Annotated in this window: 17 protein-coding genes and 2 pseudogenes; 5 read left to right on the top strand and 14 right to left on the bottom strand. The window is 71.7% G+C overall.

Annotated elements, in window-relative coordinates:
- Positions 1 to 282 precede the first annotated feature (282 nt).
- Both ACWD26_RS16555 and ACWD26_RS16550 read left to right on the top strand, forming a co-directional pair.
- On the top strand, positions 283 to 1,950 hold the full coding sequence (locus tag ACWD26_RS16555; protein WP_451270522.1) for a glycosyl hydrolase family 28-related protein: 1,668 nt from the start codon (positions 283 to 285) through the stop codon (positions 1,948 to 1,950).
- Positions 1,951 to 1,999: 49 nt separating this feature from the next.
- A pseudogene (locus ACWD26_RS16550) lies at positions 2,000 to 3,276 on the top strand (alginate lyase family protein).
- Here the strand turns inward: ACWD26_RS16550 and ACWD26_RS16545 are convergent.
- Positions 3,272 to 3,509, bottom strand: a pseudogene (locus ACWD26_RS16545) (glycoside hydrolase family 88 protein); the annotation flags it as partial. The pseudogenes ACWD26_RS16550 and ACWD26_RS16545 overlap by 5 nt on opposite strands.
- A gap of 125 nt (positions 3,510 to 3,634) precedes the next feature.
- Between ACWD26_RS16545 and ACWD26_RS16540 the strand changes: the two are divergent.
- From ACWD26_RS16540 to ACWD26_RS16530, 3 genes are all read left to right on the top strand, one after another.
- Positions 3,635 to 5,158, top strand: coding sequence for an ABC transporter substrate-binding protein (locus ACWD26_RS16540; RefSeq protein ID WP_451270520.1), 1,524 nt, complete (start codon positions 3,635 to 3,637; stop codon positions 5,156 to 5,158).
- A gap of 6 nt (positions 5,159 to 5,164) precedes the next feature.
- Positions 5,165 to 6,970 carry an ABC transporter permease subunit gene (locus tag ACWD26_RS16535; RefSeq protein ID WP_451270518.1) on the top strand — a complete coding sequence of 602 codons (1,806 nt, stop codon included), beginning with the start codon at positions 5,165 to 5,167 and terminating at the stop codon, positions 6,968 to 6,970.
- Positions 6,971 to 7,038: 68 nt separating this feature from the next.
- Entirely contained in the window at positions 7,039 to 7,422 is a 384-nt protein-coding gene (locus ACWD26_RS16530; protein ID WP_451270516.1) for a hypothetical protein, read from the top strand.
- Between the two features lie 122 nt (positions 7,423 to 7,544).
- Here the strand turns inward: ACWD26_RS16530 and hypE are convergent, their stop codons facing one another.
- The 13 genes from hypE to ACWD26_RS16465 all read right to left on the bottom strand — a co-directional run bounded on the left by hypE (position 7,545) and on the right by ACWD26_RS16465 (position 19,599).
- On the bottom strand, positions 7,545 to 8,624 hold the full coding sequence (hypE, locus tag ACWD26_RS16525; RefSeq protein ID WP_451270515.1) for a hydrogenase expression/formation protein HypE: 1,080 nt from the start codon (positions 8,622 to 8,624) through the stop codon (positions 7,545 to 7,547).
- Positions 8,617 to 9,747 carry a hydrogenase formation protein HypD gene (hypD, locus tag ACWD26_RS16520; protein WP_451270513.1) on the bottom strand — a complete coding sequence of 377 codons (1,131 nt, stop codon included), beginning with the start codon at positions 9,745 to 9,747 and terminating at the stop codon, positions 8,617 to 8,619. The genes hypE and hypD overlap by 8 nt, the downstream gene beginning before the upstream one ends.
- A complete protein-coding gene (locus ACWD26_RS16515; RefSeq protein WP_451270511.1) occupies positions 9,744 to 10,049 on the bottom strand; it encodes a HypC/HybG/HupF family hydrogenase formation chaperone in 306 nt (101 codons plus the stop codon). The genes hypD and ACWD26_RS16515 overlap by 4 nt, the downstream gene beginning before the upstream one ends.
- A gap of 29 nt (positions 10,050 to 10,078) precedes the next feature.
- Positions 10,079 to 12,469: a carbamoyltransferase HypF gene (hypF, locus tag ACWD26_RS16510; RefSeq protein WP_451270509.1), complete on the bottom strand. Its 2,391-nt coding sequence runs from the start codon at positions 12,467 to 12,469 to the stop codon at positions 10,079 to 10,081.
- Positions 12,466 to 13,221: a hydrogenase nickel incorporation protein HypB gene (hypB, locus tag ACWD26_RS16505; RefSeq protein WP_451270507.1), complete on the bottom strand. Its 756-nt coding sequence runs from the start codon at positions 13,219 to 13,221 to the stop codon at positions 12,466 to 12,468. The genes hypF and hypB overlap by 4 nt, the downstream gene beginning before the upstream one ends.
- A 3-nt stretch (positions 13,222 to 13,224) precedes the next feature.
- Positions 13,225 to 13,623: a hydrogenase maturation nickel metallochaperone HypA/HybF gene (locus tag ACWD26_RS16500; protein WP_451270505.1), complete on the bottom strand. Its 399-nt coding sequence runs from the start codon at positions 13,621 to 13,623 to the stop codon at positions 13,225 to 13,227.
- Positions 13,624 to 13,767: 144 nt separating this feature from the next.
- On the bottom strand, positions 13,768 to 13,872 hold the full coding sequence (locus ACWD26_RS16495; RefSeq protein WP_451270503.1) for a DUF6893 family small protein: 105 nt from the start codon (positions 13,870 to 13,872) through the stop codon (positions 13,768 to 13,770).
- 38 nt (positions 13,873 to 13,910) lie between these two features.
- A complete protein-coding gene (locus ACWD26_RS16490; RefSeq protein ID WP_451270501.1) occupies positions 13,911 to 14,462 on the bottom strand; it encodes a hydrogenase maturation protease in 552 nt (183 codons plus the stop codon).
- Entirely contained in the window at positions 14,459 to 15,889 is a 1,431-nt protein-coding gene (locus ACWD26_RS16485; RefSeq protein WP_451270499.1) for a hypothetical protein, read from the bottom strand. Before ACWD26_RS16485 ends, ACWD26_RS16490 begins: the two co-directional genes overlap by 4 nt.
- Positions 15,886 to 16,578, bottom strand: a complete 693-nt coding sequence (locus ACWD26_RS16480; protein WP_451270497.1) for a DUF6084 family protein — start codon at positions 16,576 to 16,578, stop codon at positions 15,886 to 15,888. Before ACWD26_RS16480 ends, ACWD26_RS16485 begins: the two co-directional genes overlap by 4 nt.
- Positions 16,575 to 17,288, bottom strand: a complete 714-nt coding sequence (locus ACWD26_RS16475; protein WP_451270495.1) for a DUF5947 family protein — start codon at positions 17,286 to 17,288, stop codon at positions 16,575 to 16,577. Before ACWD26_RS16475 ends, ACWD26_RS16480 begins: the two co-directional genes overlap by 4 nt.
- The gene (locus ACWD26_RS16470) at positions 17,285 to 17,818 is read right to left on the bottom strand and encodes a hypothetical protein (protein ID WP_451270493.1); all 534 of its coding nucleotides are present in this window, start codon (positions 17,816 to 17,818) and stop codon (positions 17,285 to 17,287) included. The genes ACWD26_RS16475 and ACWD26_RS16470 overlap by 4 nt, the downstream gene beginning before the upstream one ends.
- Positions 17,815 to 19,599, bottom strand: a complete 1,785-nt coding sequence (locus ACWD26_RS16465; protein ID WP_451270491.1) for a nickel-dependent hydrogenase large subunit — start codon at positions 19,597 to 19,599, stop codon at positions 17,815 to 17,817. The genes ACWD26_RS16470 and ACWD26_RS16465 overlap by 4 nt, the downstream gene beginning before the upstream one ends.
- Positions 19,600 to 19,607 lie beyond the last annotated feature (8 nt).

Here is a 19,607-nt window from a genome sequence, read left to right as displayed (position 1 = left end):
ACGCACATCAGGTGACTCTTCGCCACCGACCGCGTCCCGGCCCTGGCTTTCGTCATGAAGGGGCAGAGTCGCGGTGGCTCAGCCATCTGACCCGGCGATGGCACACCCGCCACAAAGGTCCAAACCAATGAACGCCGCACGAGCCCTTTCGCGCTCAAGAACGTCGTGGCATGCTCACCGCTCAGCGCACATCTGAACGTCGTTCACATCCATGAAAGACCATGGGAAGGGCGAACGGGCATGAGAGACGCACATACAGCCACCAATGACGGCCCGAATGTCATGGGCATGACCAGACGGGCTCTCCTGGGAAGCGCCATCGTCGTAGCGGTCGGCTCCGGTACGGCGGCGGCCGCGGCGGCAGCAGCCGACCCGGCGGGTACACGGCCGCCGTCCGGCACTCCACTCCTGTGGCGGGAGTTCCAGCGCACCCCCTTCACGCACCCGCAGATCCCGTACATCGGCCGAGCGGGTTGCCGGGGCGGGGCGGTCCGGCTCCCCCGCCGCCCGGCTGTCGCCGACGTACGCGACTTCGGCGCCGTGCCGGACGGCACGACCGACTCCGCACCCGCGATCAACCTTGCCATCGCCGCAGCCGGCAGGGCAGGCGGTGGCACGGTCACCATCCCGCCCGGCACGTTCCGGATCGACGACGTGATCCGTCTGGATCGCTCGAACGTGATCCTCAGGGGCGCCGGCAGCCGCCGTACGACGCTGTACGCGACGAAGAGCCTCACCGAGCTGATCGGGGTGTACGGCTCCCGCTACGGCGGCGACAAGTCGGGCTGGTCGTGGGCGGGCGGCCTGATCTGGCTGGCCCCCAGGGCCCGCTGGGCCTCTCTAGTCGCCGCGATCAGGGCGAAGGCGTGGCCCTTCGAGGGCTGGACGGGCAACCGGCGCGACGAGTGGCGTGCACTCACGGCGGTCGATCCGGCCCGGCGGGGCGCATGGACCATCACGGTGACGGACCCCTCGTCGCTGCGCCCCGGCGCCCTGGTGCTCCTCCGGCTCGCCGACGACGCGGACCACACCCTCCTCGAGCACATGTGCGGCGGTGGCCCCGGCCCGGAGGCCTACTCCTGGGACGACAAGACGAAACTGACGTCGTACGTCCCCTACGAGTGGCCCGTCCGTGTCGTCCGGGTCCGGGGCCGGAAGGTCACCCTCGAACGCCCGCTCCCGCTCGACGTACGGCCGGAATGGACGCCTCAACTCACCACGCACGTCCCGGAGTTGACAGGCGCGGGGGTGGAGGGCCTGACCCTGGAGGCGACGGAGACTCCCCAGCAGCCGCATCTGCTGGACAAGGGCCACAACGGGGTCGTCCTGCAGTGCGCGTACGACTGCTGGGTGGACGACGTGACGGTCCGCCACGTCGACAACGGCTTCGGTCTCGTGTCCTCCTCCGCGTGCACCCTGCGACGGACACGTGTCACCGGCCGCGGCTCCCATCACCCCTACTTCTGCCGCGAGGGATCGCACGACAACCTCATCGAGGACTTCACGATCGAGGAGCGCACCAGCCCCACACCCTCCGGCACCCAACTGCACGGCATCAACGTCGAGGGGCTGTCCTCGTACAACGTCTGGTCCCGCGGCGACATGCGGATGGGCACCTTCGACAGCCACCGCGGCCTGCCCTTCGCCAACGTCCGCACCGACATCACCCTGAACAACAACGGCCGCCACGGTGGTGACGCGAGCGCCGGCCCCCTGTTCGGGGCCCGCTTCACCCACTGGAACATCCGCGTCACCAACTCCCGAGCGGGCCTGGTCAAGATCGACGGCCTGGCACCGTACTCCGCCACCGTCGGCATCGACGAGGTCAGGGAGTTCGACCAGATCGACGTCCCGGACTTCACGGGAGATCTGCGTACGCGCCTGGAGCTGTACGGCAGCCCGCACGCGGTACGGCCGCGGAACCTGCACGCCGCGCAGCGCGCGCTGTAGCGCACGGAGCACCACACCGCACGTTCACCCACACGAACGGAGTGGATCCATGAGCGCACTCTCACGCCTGGGCGTCCTCCTGGTGGCTCTCGCCGCGTTCGCCGCCGGCGCCGTCCCCGCCGCGTCGGCGCGGATGACCGCACACGCCGCGTCCAAGGTCCCGCACACCGCCGTACTGGACGGCACCCGTCTGCACCAGACCAAGCTCCGTCTGCAGCGCGGCGACCGCCAACTGCGCCAAGCCCTGAAGGCATTGACGGAACGCGCCGACGACTGGCTGGGCCAGGGCCCCTGGACGGTCGTCGACAAGCCGAGGCCCGCGCCCGGTGGCGACGTCCACGACTACCTCAGCCAGGCCCCGTACTGGTGGCCCTCCCGGCCGCCGACCGCCGACAACCCGTGGGGCTGCCCGTACGTCCAACGCGACGGCGAGCGCAACCCCGAGGTCGACTCGGGCACCGACCGGCAGGACGTCGAGAAGACCTTCGACGCCGCGTACGACCTCTCCCTCGCCTGGTACTACACCGACCAGAGGCGGTACGCGGAGAAGGCCGGACAGGTTCTGCGCACCTGGTTCCTCGATCCGGCCACGAGGATGAACCCGCACCTGAACCACGCGCAGTTCATCCCCTGCAAGTACGACGGCCGCGCCATCGGCATCATTGACTTCTCCCAGTCCTTCACCAGCGTCCTCGACGCGCTCGCTCTGCTGGACACCGGCGCCCCGGGCTGGACCGGGACTGATCGCGCCGGCATGGCGAAATGGAACACCGACTTCCTGCACTGGCTCAGGAACAGCGACTTCGGTGAGGAGGAGGCCGCCGCGACCAACAACCACGGCACCTTCTACGACATGCAGCTCGCCGCGCTCGCCTACGCGACCGGTGACAAGGACCTGGCCCGTCGCACGGTTCTGAACGCCCGGAGCGCGCGCATCGCGCCGCAGATCGCGTCCGACGGCAGCCAGCCGAAGGAACTGGCGCGCACCAGGAGTTGGCACTACTCGACCTTCACCCTGGTCGCCCACACCCGGCTCGCGGCCGTCGGCCGGCACGTCGGCGTGAACCTGTGGGCGTACCGGGGCCCGGACGGGCAGAGTCTGTTCAAGGCCGTGGACTATCTGCTGCCCGCCGCGACCGGGGCGGAGACCTGGCCACATCCGGAGCTCGGGTTCCTCCGGTACGCGGCGACCGACGTCGTTCACGCGGCTGCCGACGCGGGGGACGCGCGGGCGCGCGGAGCGGTGCCGCTGCTCCAAGCGCCGCCGGGCGGTGATCTGTGGGATCTGCGCCCGGCGGCGGGCAGTTGGACTCCCTCGCGGGTTGACGTCCCGCGGCCGGAGCACGCGCAGGATGCCGTCGAGTCGAGCAGGTAGTAGTCGGCGTACGGGAGGGAGATCTCGATCCCGTCCTCGTTCGGCCGGTTGCGCGTGCGGCGGGCCGTGATCGCGCCCGCCGGCGCGTCCTTGCTGTCGTGGGGTTACTGCGGCACGCGGTAGCCCCACACGCGACCTGGTCAGGGGTCAGGGCGCCCACGGCGAAGTCCGCGACTCTGCGGGCGGGCCCACCAATTCAGGTTTCAAGCCCCGTGGTGATTCGGTAAGGCTAGCCTTATATGCTGGCCAGGCCTTCGCGGGCTTCGGTCGAGCGGGGGCCGCCCCAGCCCCGTACGACAGGACCCCACCATGCGCACCACCTCCCGCGGCCTCTTCGCGGCGCTCGCTCTCAGCCCCTTGCTGGTCGGCTGTTTCGCGTCGAGCGAGAACGGCTCGGGCACGAGTGGCGACGCGGGATCGGGGGGCCGGCTGAGGGTCGCCCTCGCGGTGCCGCCGGTGCAGGCCCTGTCCCCGTACAGCAACGACGCCACCGTGCTCAGCAAGCTCTCCGTGGCCGAGGGCCTCACCGCGCTGGACAAGGAGGGTGTCGCCGCACCCGCCCTGGCGAAGTCCTGGACCCAGAAGAACGCCACGACCTGGGTGTTCGAGCTGCGCGAAGCCACCTTCCAGGACGGCGCCGAAGTCACCGCCGAGTCGGTCGTGAACGCCCTCGACCACGCGAACGAGGCCGAGACCAAGCCCCGCGTCCTCAGCGATGTCACGCTGACCGCGAAGGTCGACGACGCCGACACCGTCACGATCACCACCAAGAGCGCCGACCCGGTGCTCCCGCTGCGGCTCGCCAGCCCCGCCCTCGGCATCCTCTCCCCGAAGGCGTACGCGAAGGACGGCACCGTCAGCCCGGTCGGCACTGGCAGCGGCCCCTTCGAGATCACCAAGCTCACCGGGAAGACCAAGGCCACGCTCAATCGCTACGACGGCTACTGGGGCGGCGAGGCCAAGGCGTCCGGCATCGACGTCAGTTGGATAGCCGACGGAACCGCCCGTGCCAACGCCCTGCGCGGCGGCGACGTCGACATCGCCGAGTGGATCCCCACCGCCCAGGCGAAGCTGCTCGACGAGAGCACCCGCCACGAGGTGCCCTCCGTGCGCACCGACAGCCTCATCCTCAACACCGCCAGCGGTCTGTTCACCGACGCCGGACTGCGGTCGGCCGCCCGCGAGGCCGTGGACGGCGACGTCCTCGTCGACTCCGTCTTCGGCGGCTACGCCGACCCCGCGCAGGGCCTGTTCGGGCCGGCCGTCCCCTGGGCCGCCGAGCAGCGTGTCGAGGTGACCGGCCGGGCGAAGGCCGCGACCACCGCGCAGGTGAAGTCGGAGACGAAGGGCAAGACCCTCCGTCTGGCCACCTACACCAACCGCGCCGAACTCCCCGAGGCCGCGACCGTCCTGCAACAGCAGCTGGAGAAGGCCGGGTTCACCGTGAAGCAGGACGTACGCGAGTACACGCAGATGGAGGCCGACCTCCTCGCGGGCAAGTACGACGCGCTCGTCTTCTCCCGGGTCACCCTCCTCGACACCGGTGACGCGGTGGGCTACCTCGCCAGCGACTACACCGGCGACGGCGTCTACAACATCGCCGGTCTGAAGGACGCGAAGGTCGACGAGGCCATCAAGTCCGCCGCCGAGGAAGGCGACACGGCCGAGCGGCAGAAGAAGATCATGCGGGCCGAGGCGGAGATCCTGCGCACCGACGCCGTGATCCCACTGGTCCACGAGAAGGTCGTCCAGGGCATCGCCGACAACGTCGAGGGCGTCCTCCTCGACCCCCGCGAGCGCTCCCTGGTCGACGTCGCCACCCGTCTGAAGTAGCCGCAGGTGAGCACCTCGTCGTCGGCCGGCGCCGACGGTCGGCCGACCCGGTGGCGTGCGGGGGCCGGACGCCTCGTCGCCGGGACCACGCTGCTGACGGCCGTCGCCTTCCTGCCCTGGCTGTCCGGCACCGATCCCGCGCTGACCGTCCTGCGCGCCCGCTCGGCCGACCAGGACCCGACTCCGGCCCAGATCACCGCCGTACGTGAGCAACTGGGCCTCGACGAGGGGCCGTTCGCCCATCTCGCACGATGGCTGGAGGGTCTCGTACGCGGGGACGCGGGCACCTCCTGGGTGTCGGGCGAACCGGTCCTGCCCCAGGTGACGACGGCCTTCGCGGTCTCCCTCACACTGATGCTGGGCGCTCTGCTGGTCACGGTCGCGGTCGCCGCACTGATCTGCGCCCGCACGCTCCATCTGGGCTCCCGGCGCCGGCTGCGGCAGGGGAAGGCCGGCGCCGGGGCGGCCGTCCTCGCCTCACTGCCCAAGTTCCTGCTCGCCTCGCTGCTGGCGACGGTGTGCGGGGTGTGGCTGGGCTGGTTCCCCTCCCAGGGCTGGACGGGACCGCAGTCGATGGTGCTGCCCTCGCTCGCCCTCGGGGTGCCCTCCGGGGCGATGATCGGCGGGTTGCTCGACCAGTCCCTGCCCGCCGCCTTCCACGAGTCCTGGGCCCGGACCTGGCGCGCCTTCGGCCTCCCACCCGGCCGTATCGCGCGCACCGCGCTGCGCCGCGCGCTGTCCGGGGTGCTCCCGCAACTCCTGCCCACCGTCGTCGCCCTGGTCGGCGGGGCGGTCGCGGTGGAGAAGATCTTCAACATCCCGGGCCTCGGCCGTCTCGCGCTGGAGGCCGCCATCGCCCAGGACCTGCCGCCGCTACAGACGGCGACGCTGGCCCTGGTCCTGCTGGGCGTCTGCGCCGGCCTCCTGATCCAGGCACTGCGTCGCGCACTGCTCGGGCCGGCCCTGCGGGACGGTGCCCTGCCCGCTCTGCACCCGCCCGCCCTGCCACGGCCCCGCTCCCTGCCCTGGGTCATCGGTCTCTGCGCCCTCGCCCTGCTCATCCTCGTCGTGGCGGGCCTCCTGCGCGATCCCCTGCACGTGGATACGACGGCCCGGCTGCTCCCGCCGTCCGTCGCGCATCCGCTGGGCACCGACTCGCTCGGCCGTGACCTGCTGGCCCGGCTGGGCCACGGAGCCCTGCGCACGGCCGCCGTGGCTCTCGCGGTGACGACGGTCAGCGCCCTCCTCGGACTGCTGATCGGCATGGCGACCCAGGTGGGTGCGGGCCTGACCGAAGTGGTGTCCACGCTGCCGGCCGTCCTCGCCGGACTGCTCACGACCGCGGTGACCGGACCGTCCGTCTGGGGCGCCGCGTGCGCGGTGTGTCTGGTCGCCTGGACCCCGTACGCCGCCCAGACGGCCGCCCTGCTCGAACAGGAACGGGCCAGCGGCCACATGCTCGCGTCGATCTCCTTCGGCGCGGGCTCCTCCTACCTCCTGCGCCACCACCTGCTGCCCGCGGTCCTGCCCGCCCTGGTGCGCAACGCCCTGCTACGGCTGCCCACCACGGTCCTCGTCCTGGCCTCCCTCGGCTTCCTCGGCCTGGGCGAACAGCCGCCCACCCCGGAGTGGGGCCGCCTGCTCTCGGAGAACCAGCCGTACGTGGAACTGGCCCCCTGGACCGTGCTCGCCCCGGCCGCCGCCCTCGTCCTCCTGTCCGTCCTCGCCGTCTCCGGCACGGCATCGCCCCGCAGGAGGTCCCGAAAGGATCGCCCCAAAGGGTGCACCAATATGCCTGAAATATTGCAATAAGGGACAATTGACTCGTCGCGGTGACTCATGAGCCGCGTCCCCGATCCCATGAACAGGCAGGTCGGACCATGCCGAAGAAACCACGTTCGTCCGAGCCACCGCACGGAAAGGGCCCGAGCCGTCACCAGGGCACCGAGCACCACGGCTGGGCGCCCGATGTGGACGAGACCCGTCAGCAGGACAACCCGAGCGCCCACCGCTCCTTCCATGCCGAACACGCGGGCGAGAGGGGCCGGGGCCGGACGAAGGCCGCGGAGGAGACGAAGTCCGTTCCGGGTGAGACGGCGAGGAGCCAGGGGGCACGCGGCGAGGAGTACGGCCACGCGGACGAGAAGGGCAGGCGCGACACCGGGCGCAAGGGCCGCTCCCAGCGCCCGAGCGGCACCAAGGACGCCGCCGCCAAGACCGGCGTGGACCCTCAGGACCCGCCACCGGAGGACCATCACGGTTAGCGTCCGTTCGGCTCGGGGGCGGCGGGTGCCCTCGGGCGGCGACGCGCGAGGCCGTATCGACAGATCGACGGGCGACGCGCGTGGCCGAGTCAGCAGATGCGCGGGCGACGCGCGAGGCCGTGTCAGCAGATGCGCGGTAGCTGCTCCCCGAGCGGCAGATCGACCACCCGCGTGCCCCCCAGGCCGGTCCTGGCCACGACCATGCCGGGATGAGCCTCGACGGCCTCACCGATGATCACGGAGTCCGCGCCCAGGGGATGGGCCCGCATCGCCTCCAGGACGGCGTCGGCGTGCTCGCGCGGGACGAAGGCGACCAGCTTGCCCTCGTTGGCGATGTACATGGGGTCCAGCCCGAGGATGGCGCAGGCGTTGGCCACGGCCGGCGGGACGGGGACATCTCGTTCCCGGATGACCACCCCGGTGCCGGAGGCCTCCGCGATCTCGTTGAGGGAGGCCGCGAGGCCGCCTCGGGTGGGGTCGCGCAGGACGTGCAGGTCGGGGGTGACGGCGAGCATGGCGTCGACCAGGCCGCCGAGCGCCGCGCAGTCGCTGTTGATCTCCACTCCGAACTCCAGGCCCTCACGCACACTCATGATCGCCACGCCGTGGACACCGATGGCGCCGCTGACGATCACGACGTCCCCGGGGACCACCCGCTGAGGACGCAGGTCGACGCCCGCCGGGACGAGTCCGATGCCCGCGGTGTTGATGAAGATCCCGTCGCCGTGGCCGGACTCCACCACCTTGGTGTCACCGGTGGCCACCTCCACACCGGCGGTGCGCGCGGCCACCCCCAGCGCCTCGGACACCCGCGTGACCACGTCCAGCTCGACGCCCTCCTCCAGGATGAACCCGCAGGAGAGGTAGGCGGCGCGGGCGCCGCTCATGGCCAGGTCGTTGACGGTGCCATTGACCGCCAGGTCGCCGATGCTGCCGCCGGGGAAGAACAGGGGCCGCACCACGTAGGAGTCGGTGGAGAAGGCCAGCCGGGCTCCGCCCAGGGAGAGGACGGCGGCATCACCCATCTGGGCGAGCACCACGCCGCCGAACGCCGGGGCGAAGATCTGCCGGACCAGTTCGGCGGAGAGGGCTCCACCGCCGCCGTGGCCCATGACGACTCGTGGCAGGTCGCGTACCGGTGCCGGACATGTCCAGGCCTCGATGTCCAGGGCGGGGCCGGGGAGATCGGTGGTGTCAGACAACGGGGCTCGCCTCCCGGGCCGTCGTGGTGGTGGGCATGTCCAGCCGCCGGTAGAGGTAGTACGCCGCGCAGGCGCCCTCGCTGGAGACCATGGTGGCTCCCAGCGGAGTGCGCGGGGTGCACAGGGTGCCGAAGGCCTCGCACTCGTGCGGCTTCAGCAGCCCTTGCAGGACCTCTCCGCTGCGGCACTCCGCAGGTTCGGCCGTCCGGATTCCACCGACCGGGAAGCGGTGCTCGGCGTCGTGGTCGCGGTACTTCGGCGACAGCCGCCAACCGCTGTCCGGGATCACCCCGATGCCGCGCCAGGCACGGTCGGTGACCTCGAAGACGTCCTCCAGCATGGCCCGGGCGGCCGGGTTGCCCTCCGGGCGCACGGCGCGGGCGTAGGCGTTGTCGACGGTGTGCTCCCCGCGTTCCAGTTGGCGGACGGCCCGTCGTACGCCTTCGAGGATGTCCAGGGGCTCGAAGCCCGTCACGACGATCGGGACGCGGAAGCGCTCGGCCAGTTCCGGGTACTCCCCCACGCCCATCACGCTGCAGACGTGCCCGGCCGCCAGGAAGCCCTGCACACGGCAGCTCGGCGAGGACATGATCGCCTCGATGGCCGGCGGTACGCGGACGTGGGACACCAGCATGCTGAAGTTGGGGATGCCCAGCTTCCGGGCCTGATGGACCGTCATGGCGTTGGGAGGTGCGGTCGTCTCGAAGCCGATGCCGAAGAACACCACCTCGCGGTCCGGGTTCTGCTGGGCGATCCGCAGCGCGTCGAGCGGGGAGTAGACGACGCGCACGTCACCGCCTTCGCCGCGGACCTGGAACAGGTCCCGTCCCGTGCCCGGCACCCGCAGCATGTCACCGAAGGAGCAGAAGATCACCTCCGGTCGGGAGGCGATCTCCAGCGCCTTGTCGATGACCTCCAGCGGGGTCACGCACACCGGGCAGCCCGGCCCGTGGATCAACTCGACCTGGTCCGGGAGGAGTTGGTCGATGCCGTGCCGGATGATGCTGTGTGTCTGCCCTCCGCACACCTCCATCAGGGCCCACGGCCTGGTGACCGTGACGTGGATGTCGTCGAGGAGCCGACGTGCCAGCTCCGGGTCCTGGAACTCGTCGATGTACTTCACTTGTCGCGCACCTCTTCCACCGGGTCCACGCCCGCCTCCACCGCCGCCATCTCCCAGGGGTCGCCGAACTCCTCCTGCAGCATGCCGAGTTCGGCGAAGAGTTCGAGCGTCTGCCGCGCCGACTCCTCGTCCAGCCGTTGCAGGGCGAACCCGACGTGGACGATGGCGTACTCGCCGACCTGGAGGTCGGGCAGATACTCCAGGCACACCTCCTTGACCACGCCGCCGAAGTCGACGGTTGCCATCCGGGTGCCGTCCCGTTCCTCGATGTCCAGCACTCTGCCGGGTACCGCCAGGCACATTGGCCTCTCCTCGCTGTGGGTCGCGTCGCTCAGCCGGTGGGAACGGGAGTGGCCCGGGCGGCCACCATCAACTGGCCCAGCGCCAGGCCGCCGTCGCCCGGCGGCACCAGGTGGTGCCGCAGGACCGTGAAGCCGTCCTCGCGCAGGGTGGCGGCGCAGGCGGAGGAGAGCAGTGCGTTGGCGAACACGCCTCCCGTCAGGGCGACCGTGTCCAGCCCGTGCCGCTCCCGCGCTCGTCCGCACATCCGGCGCACCAGGCCGGTCACGCCCCGGTGGAAGCGCGCCGCGACCAGGGCCGGCTCGACGCCCTCACGCAGGTCTCGGACGACGGCCGCGAGCGCGGGTGCCGGATCGGCCCGCACGACGACGCCCCCGTTCTCCTCCGACTCGTGCAGGGCGAAGGCATACGCGATGCTGTCCTCGACGGGTGCGCACAGAGCCGCGCCCTCCAGCTCGACGGCGGCCTGTGCCTCGTATCCGGCGCGGTGGCGCACACCGGCGAGCGAGGACACGGCGTCGAAGAGCCGGCCCATGCTGGACGTGGGAACACAGTTCAGGCCGCGCTCCAACTGCCGCTCCAGCAGGCGCAGTTCGTCGGGCGGGCAGGCGGCGGTACAGGGGAGGTGGTCGGACCATTCGATCCCGGCCGCCCGGAGATGGGCGAGCGCCATGCGGTACGGGCGACGCACCGCGGCGTCGCCGCCGGGCAGCGGGACGTACGCGAGGTGCCCGAACCGGGTGAAGCGGTCGTAGTCGGCGAGCAGGAACTCCCCGCCCCACACGGCGCCGTCGTCGCCGTGGCCCGTGCCGTCGAAGGCGACGCCGATCACCGGCCGCGTGCCGTCGAGCCCGTGCTCGGCCATCGCGGCGGCGATGTGCGCGTGATGGTGCTGTACCCGCACGACGGGCCGATGCGCCGCGTTCCGGTCGGCCCATCGGACGGAGCGGTAGCCGGGATGCCGGTCGGACACCAGGGTCTCCGGCCGCACGCCCGTGAGGGACTGCAGTTGCCCCGCCACGCGCTCGAAGGCCCGCTGCGTGCCGACGTCGTCCATGTCGCCGATGTGCGCCGACAACCAGGCGCGGCGGCCCGCCCCCAGGCAGAAGGTGTTCTTCAGGTCTCCGCCGACGGCGAGGGCCGGCCGCACGGACAGCGGGAGAGACAGCGGCAGGGGGGCGTAGCCACGGGAGCGGCGGATCACCAGCGGTTCCCCGTCGCAGACCCGGACCACGGAGTCGTCGCACGGGACGTGGATCGGCCGGTCGTGCGTGAGCCAGGCGTCGGCCAGATGCGCGAGCCTCTCCAGGGCCTCGGCGTCGTCGGTGACGATCGGCTCACCGGAGAGGTTCCCGCTGGTCATGACGAGCAGCCGGGGCCCCTCCACATCGCCGGGCAGACCGAACAGCAGCTGGTGCAGGGGCGTGTACGGCAGCATCACGCCGAGGTCCGGGCTGCCGGGTGCGACGGCCTCGGCGGGCCGCGGGCCCCCGGCGGCGTACGACGGGTGCGGGCGCCGCCTCATCAGGACGACCGGCCTGGCCCGGTCTTCGAGCAGGCTCCGCTCCTCGGGGCCCAGCCGGACGAGGTGCCGGACGTCGTCGGCGGTCCTGGCCATGACGGCGAACGGCTTGTCCCCGCGCGCCTTCCGGCGCCGCAGGAGGGCGACCGTCTCTTGGTTCGAGGCGTCGCAGGCCAGGTGGTAGCCGCCCAGGCCCTTCACCGCGAGGATCGCGCCCCGGGTCAGCAGATCACGCGCCCGGCTCACCGGGTCCGCCGCGTCGGCGCTCCTGAGCCCTGTCTCCTGGGCGACGACCAACCGCAGCCGTGGCCCGCAGGCCGGGCAGGCGACCGGCTGCGCGTGGAAACGGCGGTCGGCCGGATCGGCGTACTCCCGGGCGCAGTCGGGGCACATCGCGAAGCCGGCCATGGTGGTGTGGGCGCGGTCGTACGGCACGCCGGTGACGATCGTGAAACGGGGGCCGCAGTGGGTGCAGTTGACGAACGGGTGGCGGTAGCGCCGGTCCGTCGGGTCCGCCAGCTCGGCGAGGCAGTCGGCGCAGGTGGCCGTGTCCGGGGAGACCAGGGTGCGGGCCGGGCCGTCGCTTTGGGAGGCGAGGATGGTGAAGGCGGTCCCGCCGGCCGAAGGCACCTCTCTGTGGTCGACGGACTCGACGCGGGCCAACGGGGGTGCCTGGGCGGCGATCCGGTCGCAGAACCCGGCGACGGCCGAGGCGGCGCCCTCGACCTCCACGACGACCCCCTCCGGGGTGTTGGTCACATGGCCCACCAGGGCGAGTTCGGTGGCGAGACCGTACAGGTAGGGCCGGAAGCCGACGCCCTGCACCACTCCCCGTACGGTGACGCGGCGGCGTAGCGGAGTGTCCTCGGCGACGGCGGCCGGGGCCTGCGGAGCGCTCACGAGTGGGTGTGGGCCATGGCGCCGGTGGCCTCGGGGTGTGCGTGGGTGTGACCGTGGTGATGGGGTTGCGTGGCCATGACGGGCGAGTGGACGGGGGCGCCGTCCGCGGCTGCCATGGCCCGGTCGAGCAGTGCGCCGATCCCCCTCCCCTGGCGTGCCGAGGTCAGGATCACCTCGACGCCGGGGTTGACCTGCTCCAGGTTGGCGCGGAAGGCGAGCTCGTCGAACTCGACGGCTTCCGCGATGTCGGTCTTGGTGATCACGACCAGGTGGGCGAGGCCGAAGGCGGTGGGGTACTTGAGCGGCTTGTCCTCGCCCTCCGTCACGGAGGCGAGAGCGACCCTCAGCGTCTCCCCCAGGTCGTAGGAGGCCGGACAGACGAGGTTGCCGACGTTCTCCACGAACAGCAGCCGGATGTCGTCGGGGAGCCATCCGTCGAGGTGCCCGGCGAGCATCCCCGCCTCCAGATGGCAGAGTCCGTCGGTGAGCACCTGTTTGACCGGGACGCCGGAACGTGCCAGACGCACCGCGTCGTTCTCGGTGGCGAGATCGGCGCTCAGGGCCGCGACGGGAACGGACCGCTCGCGTGCCCGCAGCAGTTCCTGCTCCAGCAGCGCGGTCTTGCCGCTGCCCGGGCTGGACAGCAGGTTGACGACGGCGGTGCCTCGGGCCGCGAGGTGTGCGCGCAGGTCGTGGGCGCTCGCGTCGTTCTTCGCGAGTACGGCCTGGCGCAGGTCGACGACACGGCACATGGTTCAGCGCTCCTCGGAGATCGGTTCGCGGGTGGGCGCCTGCGCGGGACTGCCGTCCTCCCAGTGCACGTCGAGGATCCGCAGCTCCCGGCCCGCGAGCAGTTCGGTACGTGTCCCGCCGCAGGTGGGGCAGGTCAGTCGCGGGGGCATGCCGACGGCCCATTCGTGTGCGCAGGGCGTGCAGCGGGCCCGCCCCGGCACCGCGCGGGTGACCAGCTCGGCGCCTTCCAACAGGGTTCCGGCGCAGGCCAGTTCGAAGCAGAAGGACAGCGCGTCGGGTACGACGCCGGCGAGTTCGCCCACCTGGAGCCGTACCGATCGCACCGCCGTGATGCCGCCTACCCGTTCGGCGGCCTCCGTGACCTGGTCGACGACGGCCAGCGCGACGGACATCTCGTGCATGGGTCCTCGTCCTTCCGCCGCCTGCCTCCCGCCGGGGTTCATTACAGGCGCGCGCACTCGGGTCGTACGGCCCGGCGCGCCGTCACCGGTCGGCAGGTACGCCGTTCGACGCAACCGCGGGGCACGGCCGCCGGCGCCCGCGGTTCACATCCGTCGGATCCGCAGGTAGCGCCTGAGGTCGGGCAGCACCTCGGTGGCGACGGCGACCAGGGCGGCCACGGCCGCCCCGCCAATGACGATCTTCTTCATTCCGTCTCTCCTCATGTCGACATTCATCCCGTCGCTCCTCACGTCGAGGCCCCACCGGCCGTGGCCCGCGGCGCGGACTCTCCCGGCTCCCCGTTCCACAGCAGTTCCTCGATCAGCCGGACGGCCTGCGGTACGGCGTCGGACACCGGCGCGGTGAGACCGATGCCCTCGTCCACCGAGGCCGGTTCGCATCCGACGACCAGGACGCGGCGTGGTGGCTCGCCGCCGGTCCCGGCGCAGAGGGTGTCCAGCAGCGCCAGGACGGCGTCGGGGGTCATCCGGTGACCGTCCAGCGGCGGTGTGCCGGGGGAAGGGCTCCCGCCGCCGACGTCGTGTTCGATCACGTACAGCGTGCCGGGGGCTTCACCGCGTGCCGTGGCGTCCACGAGGACGAGGGTGTCGTAGCCGTCCAGCAGCTGATAGGCGAGGTGCACCCCGCGCACCCCGATGTCCACGACCTCGATGTGTCCGGGCAGGTCGCGCTCGGCGAGCCGGCGCGCGGTCTCCACGCCGAAGCCGTCGTCGCGGAGGAAGATGTTGCCGATGCCCGCGACGAGAGTCCTCGCACCGGCCGGTGGGGGAAGCTTCATCCGTCGTCCTCCAGCGGTGTGACCTCGTCGGGCTGGAAGTACAGGAACCGTCCCTGTTCGCGGCGGATGTCGGCGCCCGGGTCGCCGTCGACCGTGACCGCGAGGTGTACGCCGCCGTCGACGTCGTGCAGCACCGCCTCGACCGTCGCGGTGCGGCCCCGCAGGAAGATGTCCTGCGCGTCTGTGTGCCGCAGGCCGGGTTGCAACTCGACCCGGCTGCCCTTGCCCACGGACCGGCCGTCCGCGACCACGCGGTCCCGCGCCGGGTCGAAGCCCGCCTCGCTCGCGGGGTCCCACCAGGGGGTGTCGGGCCGCCGCACCCCGTACTCGTCGGGGAAGCCGCCGTCCGGGGCGGCGAGGCCCGGGCCGGTCACCTCGCGCAGACCGCGCACCGCCCCGTGCAGACGTTCCAGGACCTCGGGCGGCATCGAGTCCGCAAGCTCGATCACGGCGGCCGCCCGCTCGTCGGTGCCCCGGGCCTCGCGTTTCTCCTCGTCGGTGAGGGCGGCGGTGCGCAGCGCGAGGATCTCGTCGATCTCGGTGGCGTCGTAGAGCGCTCCCGGGCTCTCCGGGGCGATGGCGGGGTGGTCGCCGAGGATGATCGGCGAGGACAGGACGAGGTCGGCGCGGCCGGGTTCGCCGGCGAGTACGGGCCAGGTGTGCAGGTTGCGGCAGGCGGCTGCCGCGCTCTTCGCCCACTCGGGGGGATCGGTCATCGACAGGAACGACCCGGCGCTGAGGGCCATCAGGAGGTGGGTGGCCACCAGGGAGTGCGGCAGCGCCGCGTCCCGGTCGGCGCCACGGCCCTCGGGCGGAATCCAGGCGCTGGTGTTCTCGACGACGGCGGTCAGCCGCAGGGCCCGGTAGGGGCCGTCGAGTTCGCGGGCGGACAGCCGGACCGTCCCGCTGATCTCCTCGTACCGCCGGACCAGTCGGCCGACGGTGCGGCCGGCCGCGTCCAGGACCGGTGCGGTGTCCTCCCGGGCGGGGCGGTGGAAGGGATGGGTGACGCCGTCGCCGAGGAGGTCGTCCACCGGCGCGACCACCTCGACGCGCTCCTCGTTCCCCTCGTCCCAGGGCACCAACACCCGGTCGTCGAGACGGAGTTCGGGCACCGTGTCGAAGCCGCCGTCCGGGCGGGCCCGCTGCACCGTGCGTCTGCGGGCCTGCAGGAAGCGCACCTCGACCGAGAGGGTCGCGCCCTGTTTCGGTTCCATCAGGCATTCGGTGTGCTGGAAGTCGTGCTCCTCGGAGTCGGCACCCCAGCCGGGCGGCACGAGCACCCCGAACTGCCAGCGCAGCCGGTTCTTGGCCGCCGAGGCACGGTAGGGGTAGAGCACATAGCCCTCGAAGAGGACGGCGTCGGCCACCTGCCGGGCGACGGCGAACCGCTCCTCGGTCTCAGGGGCGAACGCGGTCATGGTCACGGGTCGGTCCTTCCGGTGGTGCCGGTGAGCGCGCGGAACGGGTCTTTCGCGGGCGGCTCCGGGGCGCGGCTGGCGTCGAGCAGGGCCTTGAGGGTCGCTTCCCAGGAGGGCAGGGCGTGCCGGGAGCGGTAGGCGAGGAGGGCGTCCATGGTGTCGCGGGGCAGCCGGATCCAGCCGCAGCCGGGGAAGTGCTGCTCGACCATCTCCCGCCAGGTGGTGACCGGCATCCGGAAGGCCGCCTCGCGGTCCCAGGGGACCGGCTCGACCCGGAAGCCGCCGGCGCCGGTGAAGGCCGTACCGGAGAAGAGCATCAACAGGGGGACCTCGCCGTCGGTGAGGGCGCTGAGGTAGCGGGTGGCGGCGATGTCCAGGTCGTAGGTGCAGGGCACGACGAGGTCGGCCTCGATCTCTCCGGTGAAGCTCGGGACCATCAGCGAGACCTGGGCGAACTGCACCGGCTGGAGGGTGCTGCCCCAGCGGGAGCGCTCGCCGAAGAGGTCCACCAGCCCGTCGGCCTCGGCCGACTCGTAGGTGCGGCGGGCGGGTTCGATGCGGATCTGGCAGCGCAGGGCGATGGCGTGCACGTGGGCGTTGTCGGCGGCGGTGACGCGCAGGCGGAAGACGAGGGTCGGTCCGGCGGCGTACCGGTCGGCGCGGACGCCGGTGCATGCGAAGGAGAGCTCCGTCATGAGTGCCCCACCTCGCCCGACGGGTGCCTCGCCTCGCCCGACGGGTGCCTCGCCTCGTCCAGCGGGTGCCTCGCCTCGTCCGACGGACGCCCCACCTCGTCGACGGGACGGGCGCGGCGGGCGACGTCCGCGAAGAACGCGTCCAGTTCGGCGCGGGCTTCGGGGCCGCCGTCGAAGCCCTGCCACAACAGGCGCATGCGGCCGACGAGTTCGTAGCAGATGTCGATCGGGACGAGGTGACACTCGCAGCGGCCGTCGGTGCGGCGCAGCAGCAGGGCCTCCACGTCCGGTTCGAGGAGTTCGGCGAGGCCGCTGCCGCCGAGGACCTCGGTCCAGGTGGCCGGTTCGAGTTCGCTCTCGGTGGCTCCGGCCGGGCTCGGGTAGAGGGCGACCAGCCGGTCGAGCGCCGCGTTGCGGAAGAGGAAGGCGACGCCGACCGGGATCTGCAGCGCGTCCCACGCGCTCTCGTCCAGACGATGTGCCGGGTCGCTGAGGTAGCGGGCCGGGACCGTGCGGAAGCGGCCCGCGGCGGCGCCCGGCTGTTCCATCAGCAGCGCACAGCCGGCGCAGGCGCAGACGAGGGCGCGTTTCTCGGTGTCGACCAGGTGGCGGTGGCCCTCGGGCACCACCACCGCGCACAGTTCGCACCGCTCCGGCCGCGGGGGACGCTCGGTGAGGAACCTCCGCAGGCCTAGGGTGGTCGTGCTCATCGGGCCCCCGTCGGTGCCGTACCGATCTGGAGGAGCGTGGGCCCCGCCGGGGTGGTCTCCACCTCCACGGCCTCGACCTCGGGCGCGAAGCAGGCGAGCGCCGCCTCGGCGGCCTGCCGGACATCCGCTTCGGAGCCGCAACCGCACCCGCCGCCCGCCCGGTTGCGCACCCTCAGCGTGCCGCTGTGCTCCTCGAAGCCCACGACCTCCAGCCGGTGCTCCCGGACGCTGTCGAGGGCCCGGGCGATGCGGGTGTCGCGGTCCTCGGGGTGCAGGTCGTGCAGGACGAGCAGGCTCGCGACCAGTTCGTCGCCGAGCAGTGCCGCCGTCGCTCGGCCCGGAGCGGAGGACAGCAGGTGGAGGACGCGGGCCAGGCCCGCGCCGTAGAAGTCCATGAGGGTCCGCACGAGTTCCTCCGCCGCCTGGGAGGCGGCCGGGTCGCCGCTCGCGGTCAGTCGGTCCAGCACCTCCTCGATCCGGCGGCCGGTCCGCTCCGCGTCGACCGGCGCCGCCGCCGTCGCCGCGCTCATCCGCCCAGTCCGCTCAGGCCGGTGGGCACGTGCATCGACTTCACCGTCTTGCCGCCTCCGACGTACATGTGGACGCCACAGGGCAGACAGGGGTCGAAGCTGCGCACGGCGCGCATGATGTCGATGCCCTTGAAGTTCTCCGGGGTGTTCTCCTCGAAGATGGGGGTGTTCTGCACGGCGTCCTCGTACGGGCCCGGTGTGCCGAAGGTGTCCCGGGTGCTGGCGTTCCAGGGGGTGGGCGGGTACGGGTGGTAGTTGGCGATCTTGCCGTCGCGGATCACCATGTGGTGGGAGAGGACGCCGCGGACCGCCTCGGTGAAGCCGACGCCGATGCTCTCGTCCGGGACCTCGAACTTCTCCCAGGTCTGGGTGCGTCCGGCGCGGACCTCCGCCAGTCCCTGCTCCGCGCAGTGCAGGGCGACGGCGGCGGCGTACGCCTGGAAGTAGGTGCGGGCGCGGTTGCGCTCCAGGGCGTTGGACCACTGCGGGATCTTCCACTCGAAGGTGGTCTCCGGCTTGGTCAGGGTGCGGGGCAGGTTGATGACGACGCTGTGGCCGGTGGCCTTGACGTACCCGATGTCGACGAGACCGGACAGTGCCGTCGACCAGAGGCGGGCGATGGGGCCGCCGCCGGTGTCCAGGGCGAGGTGGTCCTTGCCGTCGAACCAGCGGGGTGACATGACCCAGCTGTACTTGTCGTCGAAGTCGCGCTTCTGCGGGGCGGGGATGGTGTGCTGGTTCCACGGGTGGCGGGGGTCCACCGGGTTGCCGAGCGGGTCGTGGGTGACGAACTGTTCCTGGCCCTGCCAGTCCTCGTAGTAGGAGCTGCCCAGCAGGATGCGGATGCCGAGGTTGATCTGGGTGAGGTCGTTGGTGACGAGCTTGCCGTCGACGACGATGCCGGGGGTGACGAACATGCGCCGGCCCCAGTCCGACATGTTGGCGTAGGTGAAGTCGCAGTACTCGGGGTCGTTGAGGGCGCCCCAGCAGCCGAGCATCACGCGGCGGCGGCCGACCTCCTCGTAGCCGGGCAGCGCCTCGTAGAAGAAGTCGAACAGGTCGTCGTGCAGGGGCACGACGCGCTTCATGAACTCGACGTACTTCATCAGACGGCTGAGGTAGTCCGTGAACAGCTGTACGGAGGCGATGGTGCCGACGCCGCCCGGGTAGAGCGTGGAGGGGTGCACATGGCGGCCCTCCATCAGGCAGAACATCTCGCGTGTGTAGCGGCTGACCTGGAGGGCCTCACGGTAGAACTCGCCCTCCAGGGGGTTGAGCGAGCGCATGATGTCGGCGATCGTGCGGTAGCCGTGCTCGGCGGCGTGCGGGGCCTCGGTGCGCTCGGCGAGTTCGAGGACGCCGGGGTTGGTCTCCTTGACCATCTTTTCGCAGTAGTCGACCCCGACCAGGTTCTCCTGGAAGATGTTGTGGTCGAACATGTACTCCGCCGACTCGCCGAGGTTGATGATCCACTCGCCGAGGTGCGGGGGCTTCACGCCGTACGCCATGTTCTGCGTGTACACCGAGCAGGTGGCGTGGTTGTCGCCGCAGATGCCGCAGATGCGGCTGGTGATGAAGTGGGCGTCGCGGGGGTCCTTGCCGCGCATGAAGACGCTGTAGCCACGGAAGACCGACGACGTGCTGTAGCACTCCGCGACCTGCTTCTGCTTGAAGTCGATCTTCGTGTGGATGCCCAGGCTGCCCACGATCCGGGTGATCGGGTCCCAGGCCATCTCCACCAGGCCGCTGCCGTCGCCGGCCGCCTTCGTCTTCGGTGCCATCGTCTGTG

The organism is Streptomyces sp. NPDC002787 (genome assembly GCF_053592095.1).
This window is presented reverse-complemented; position numbering and strand designations above follow the sequence as displayed.

What these genes read in the sequence shown, in the direction of transcription:
- ACWD26_RS16555 (WP_451270522.1), top strand. Translation starts at nt 283, where the DNA reads ATGGGCATGACCAGACGGGCTCTCCTGGGAAGCGCCATCGTCGTAGCG.
- ACWD26_RS16540 (WP_451270520.1), top strand. Translation starts at nt 3,635, where the DNA reads ATGCGCACCACCTCCCGCGGCCTCTTCGCGGCGCTCGCTCTCAGCCCC.
- ACWD26_RS16530 (WP_451270516.1), top strand. Translation starts at nt 7,039, where the DNA reads ATGCCGAAGAAACCACGTTCGTCCGAGCCACCGCACGGAAAGGGCCCG.
- ACWD26_RS16515 (WP_451270511.1), bottom strand. Translation starts at nt 10,049, where the DNA reads ATGTGCCTGGCGGTACCCGGCAGAGTGCTGGACATCGAGGAACGGGAC.
- hypB (WP_451270507.1), bottom strand. Translation starts at nt 13,221, where the DNA reads ATGTGCCGTGTCGTCGACCTGCGCCAGGCCGTACTCGCGAAGAACGAC.
- ACWD26_RS16500 (WP_451270505.1), bottom strand. Translation starts at nt 13,623, where the DNA reads ATGCACGAGATGTCCGTCGCGCTGGCCGTCGTCGACCAGGTCACGGAG.
- ACWD26_RS16495 (WP_451270503.1), bottom strand. Translation starts at nt 13,872, where the DNA reads ATGAAGAAGATCGTCATTGGCGGGGCGGCCGTGGCCGCCCTGGTCGCC.
- ACWD26_RS16490 (WP_451270501.1), bottom strand. Translation starts at nt 14,462, where the DNA reads ATGAAGCTTCCCCCACCGGCCGGTGCGAGGACTCTCGTCGCGGGCATC.
- ACWD26_RS16480 (WP_451270497.1), bottom strand. Translation starts at nt 16,578, where the DNA reads ATGACGGAGCTCTCCTTCGCATGCACCGGCGTCCGCGCCGACCGGTAC.
- ACWD26_RS16475 (WP_451270495.1), bottom strand. Translation starts at nt 17,288, where the DNA reads ATGAGCACGACCACCCTAGGCCTGCGGAGGTTCCTCACCGAGCGTCCC.
- ACWD26_RS16470 (WP_451270493.1), bottom strand. Translation starts at nt 17,818, where the DNA reads ATGAGCGCGGCGACGGCGGCGGCGCCGGTCGACGCGGAGCGGACCGGC.
- ACWD26_RS16465 (WP_451270491.1), bottom strand. Translation starts at nt 19,599, where the DNA reads ATGGCACCGAAGACGAAGGCGGCCGGCGACGGCAGCGGCCTGGTGGAG.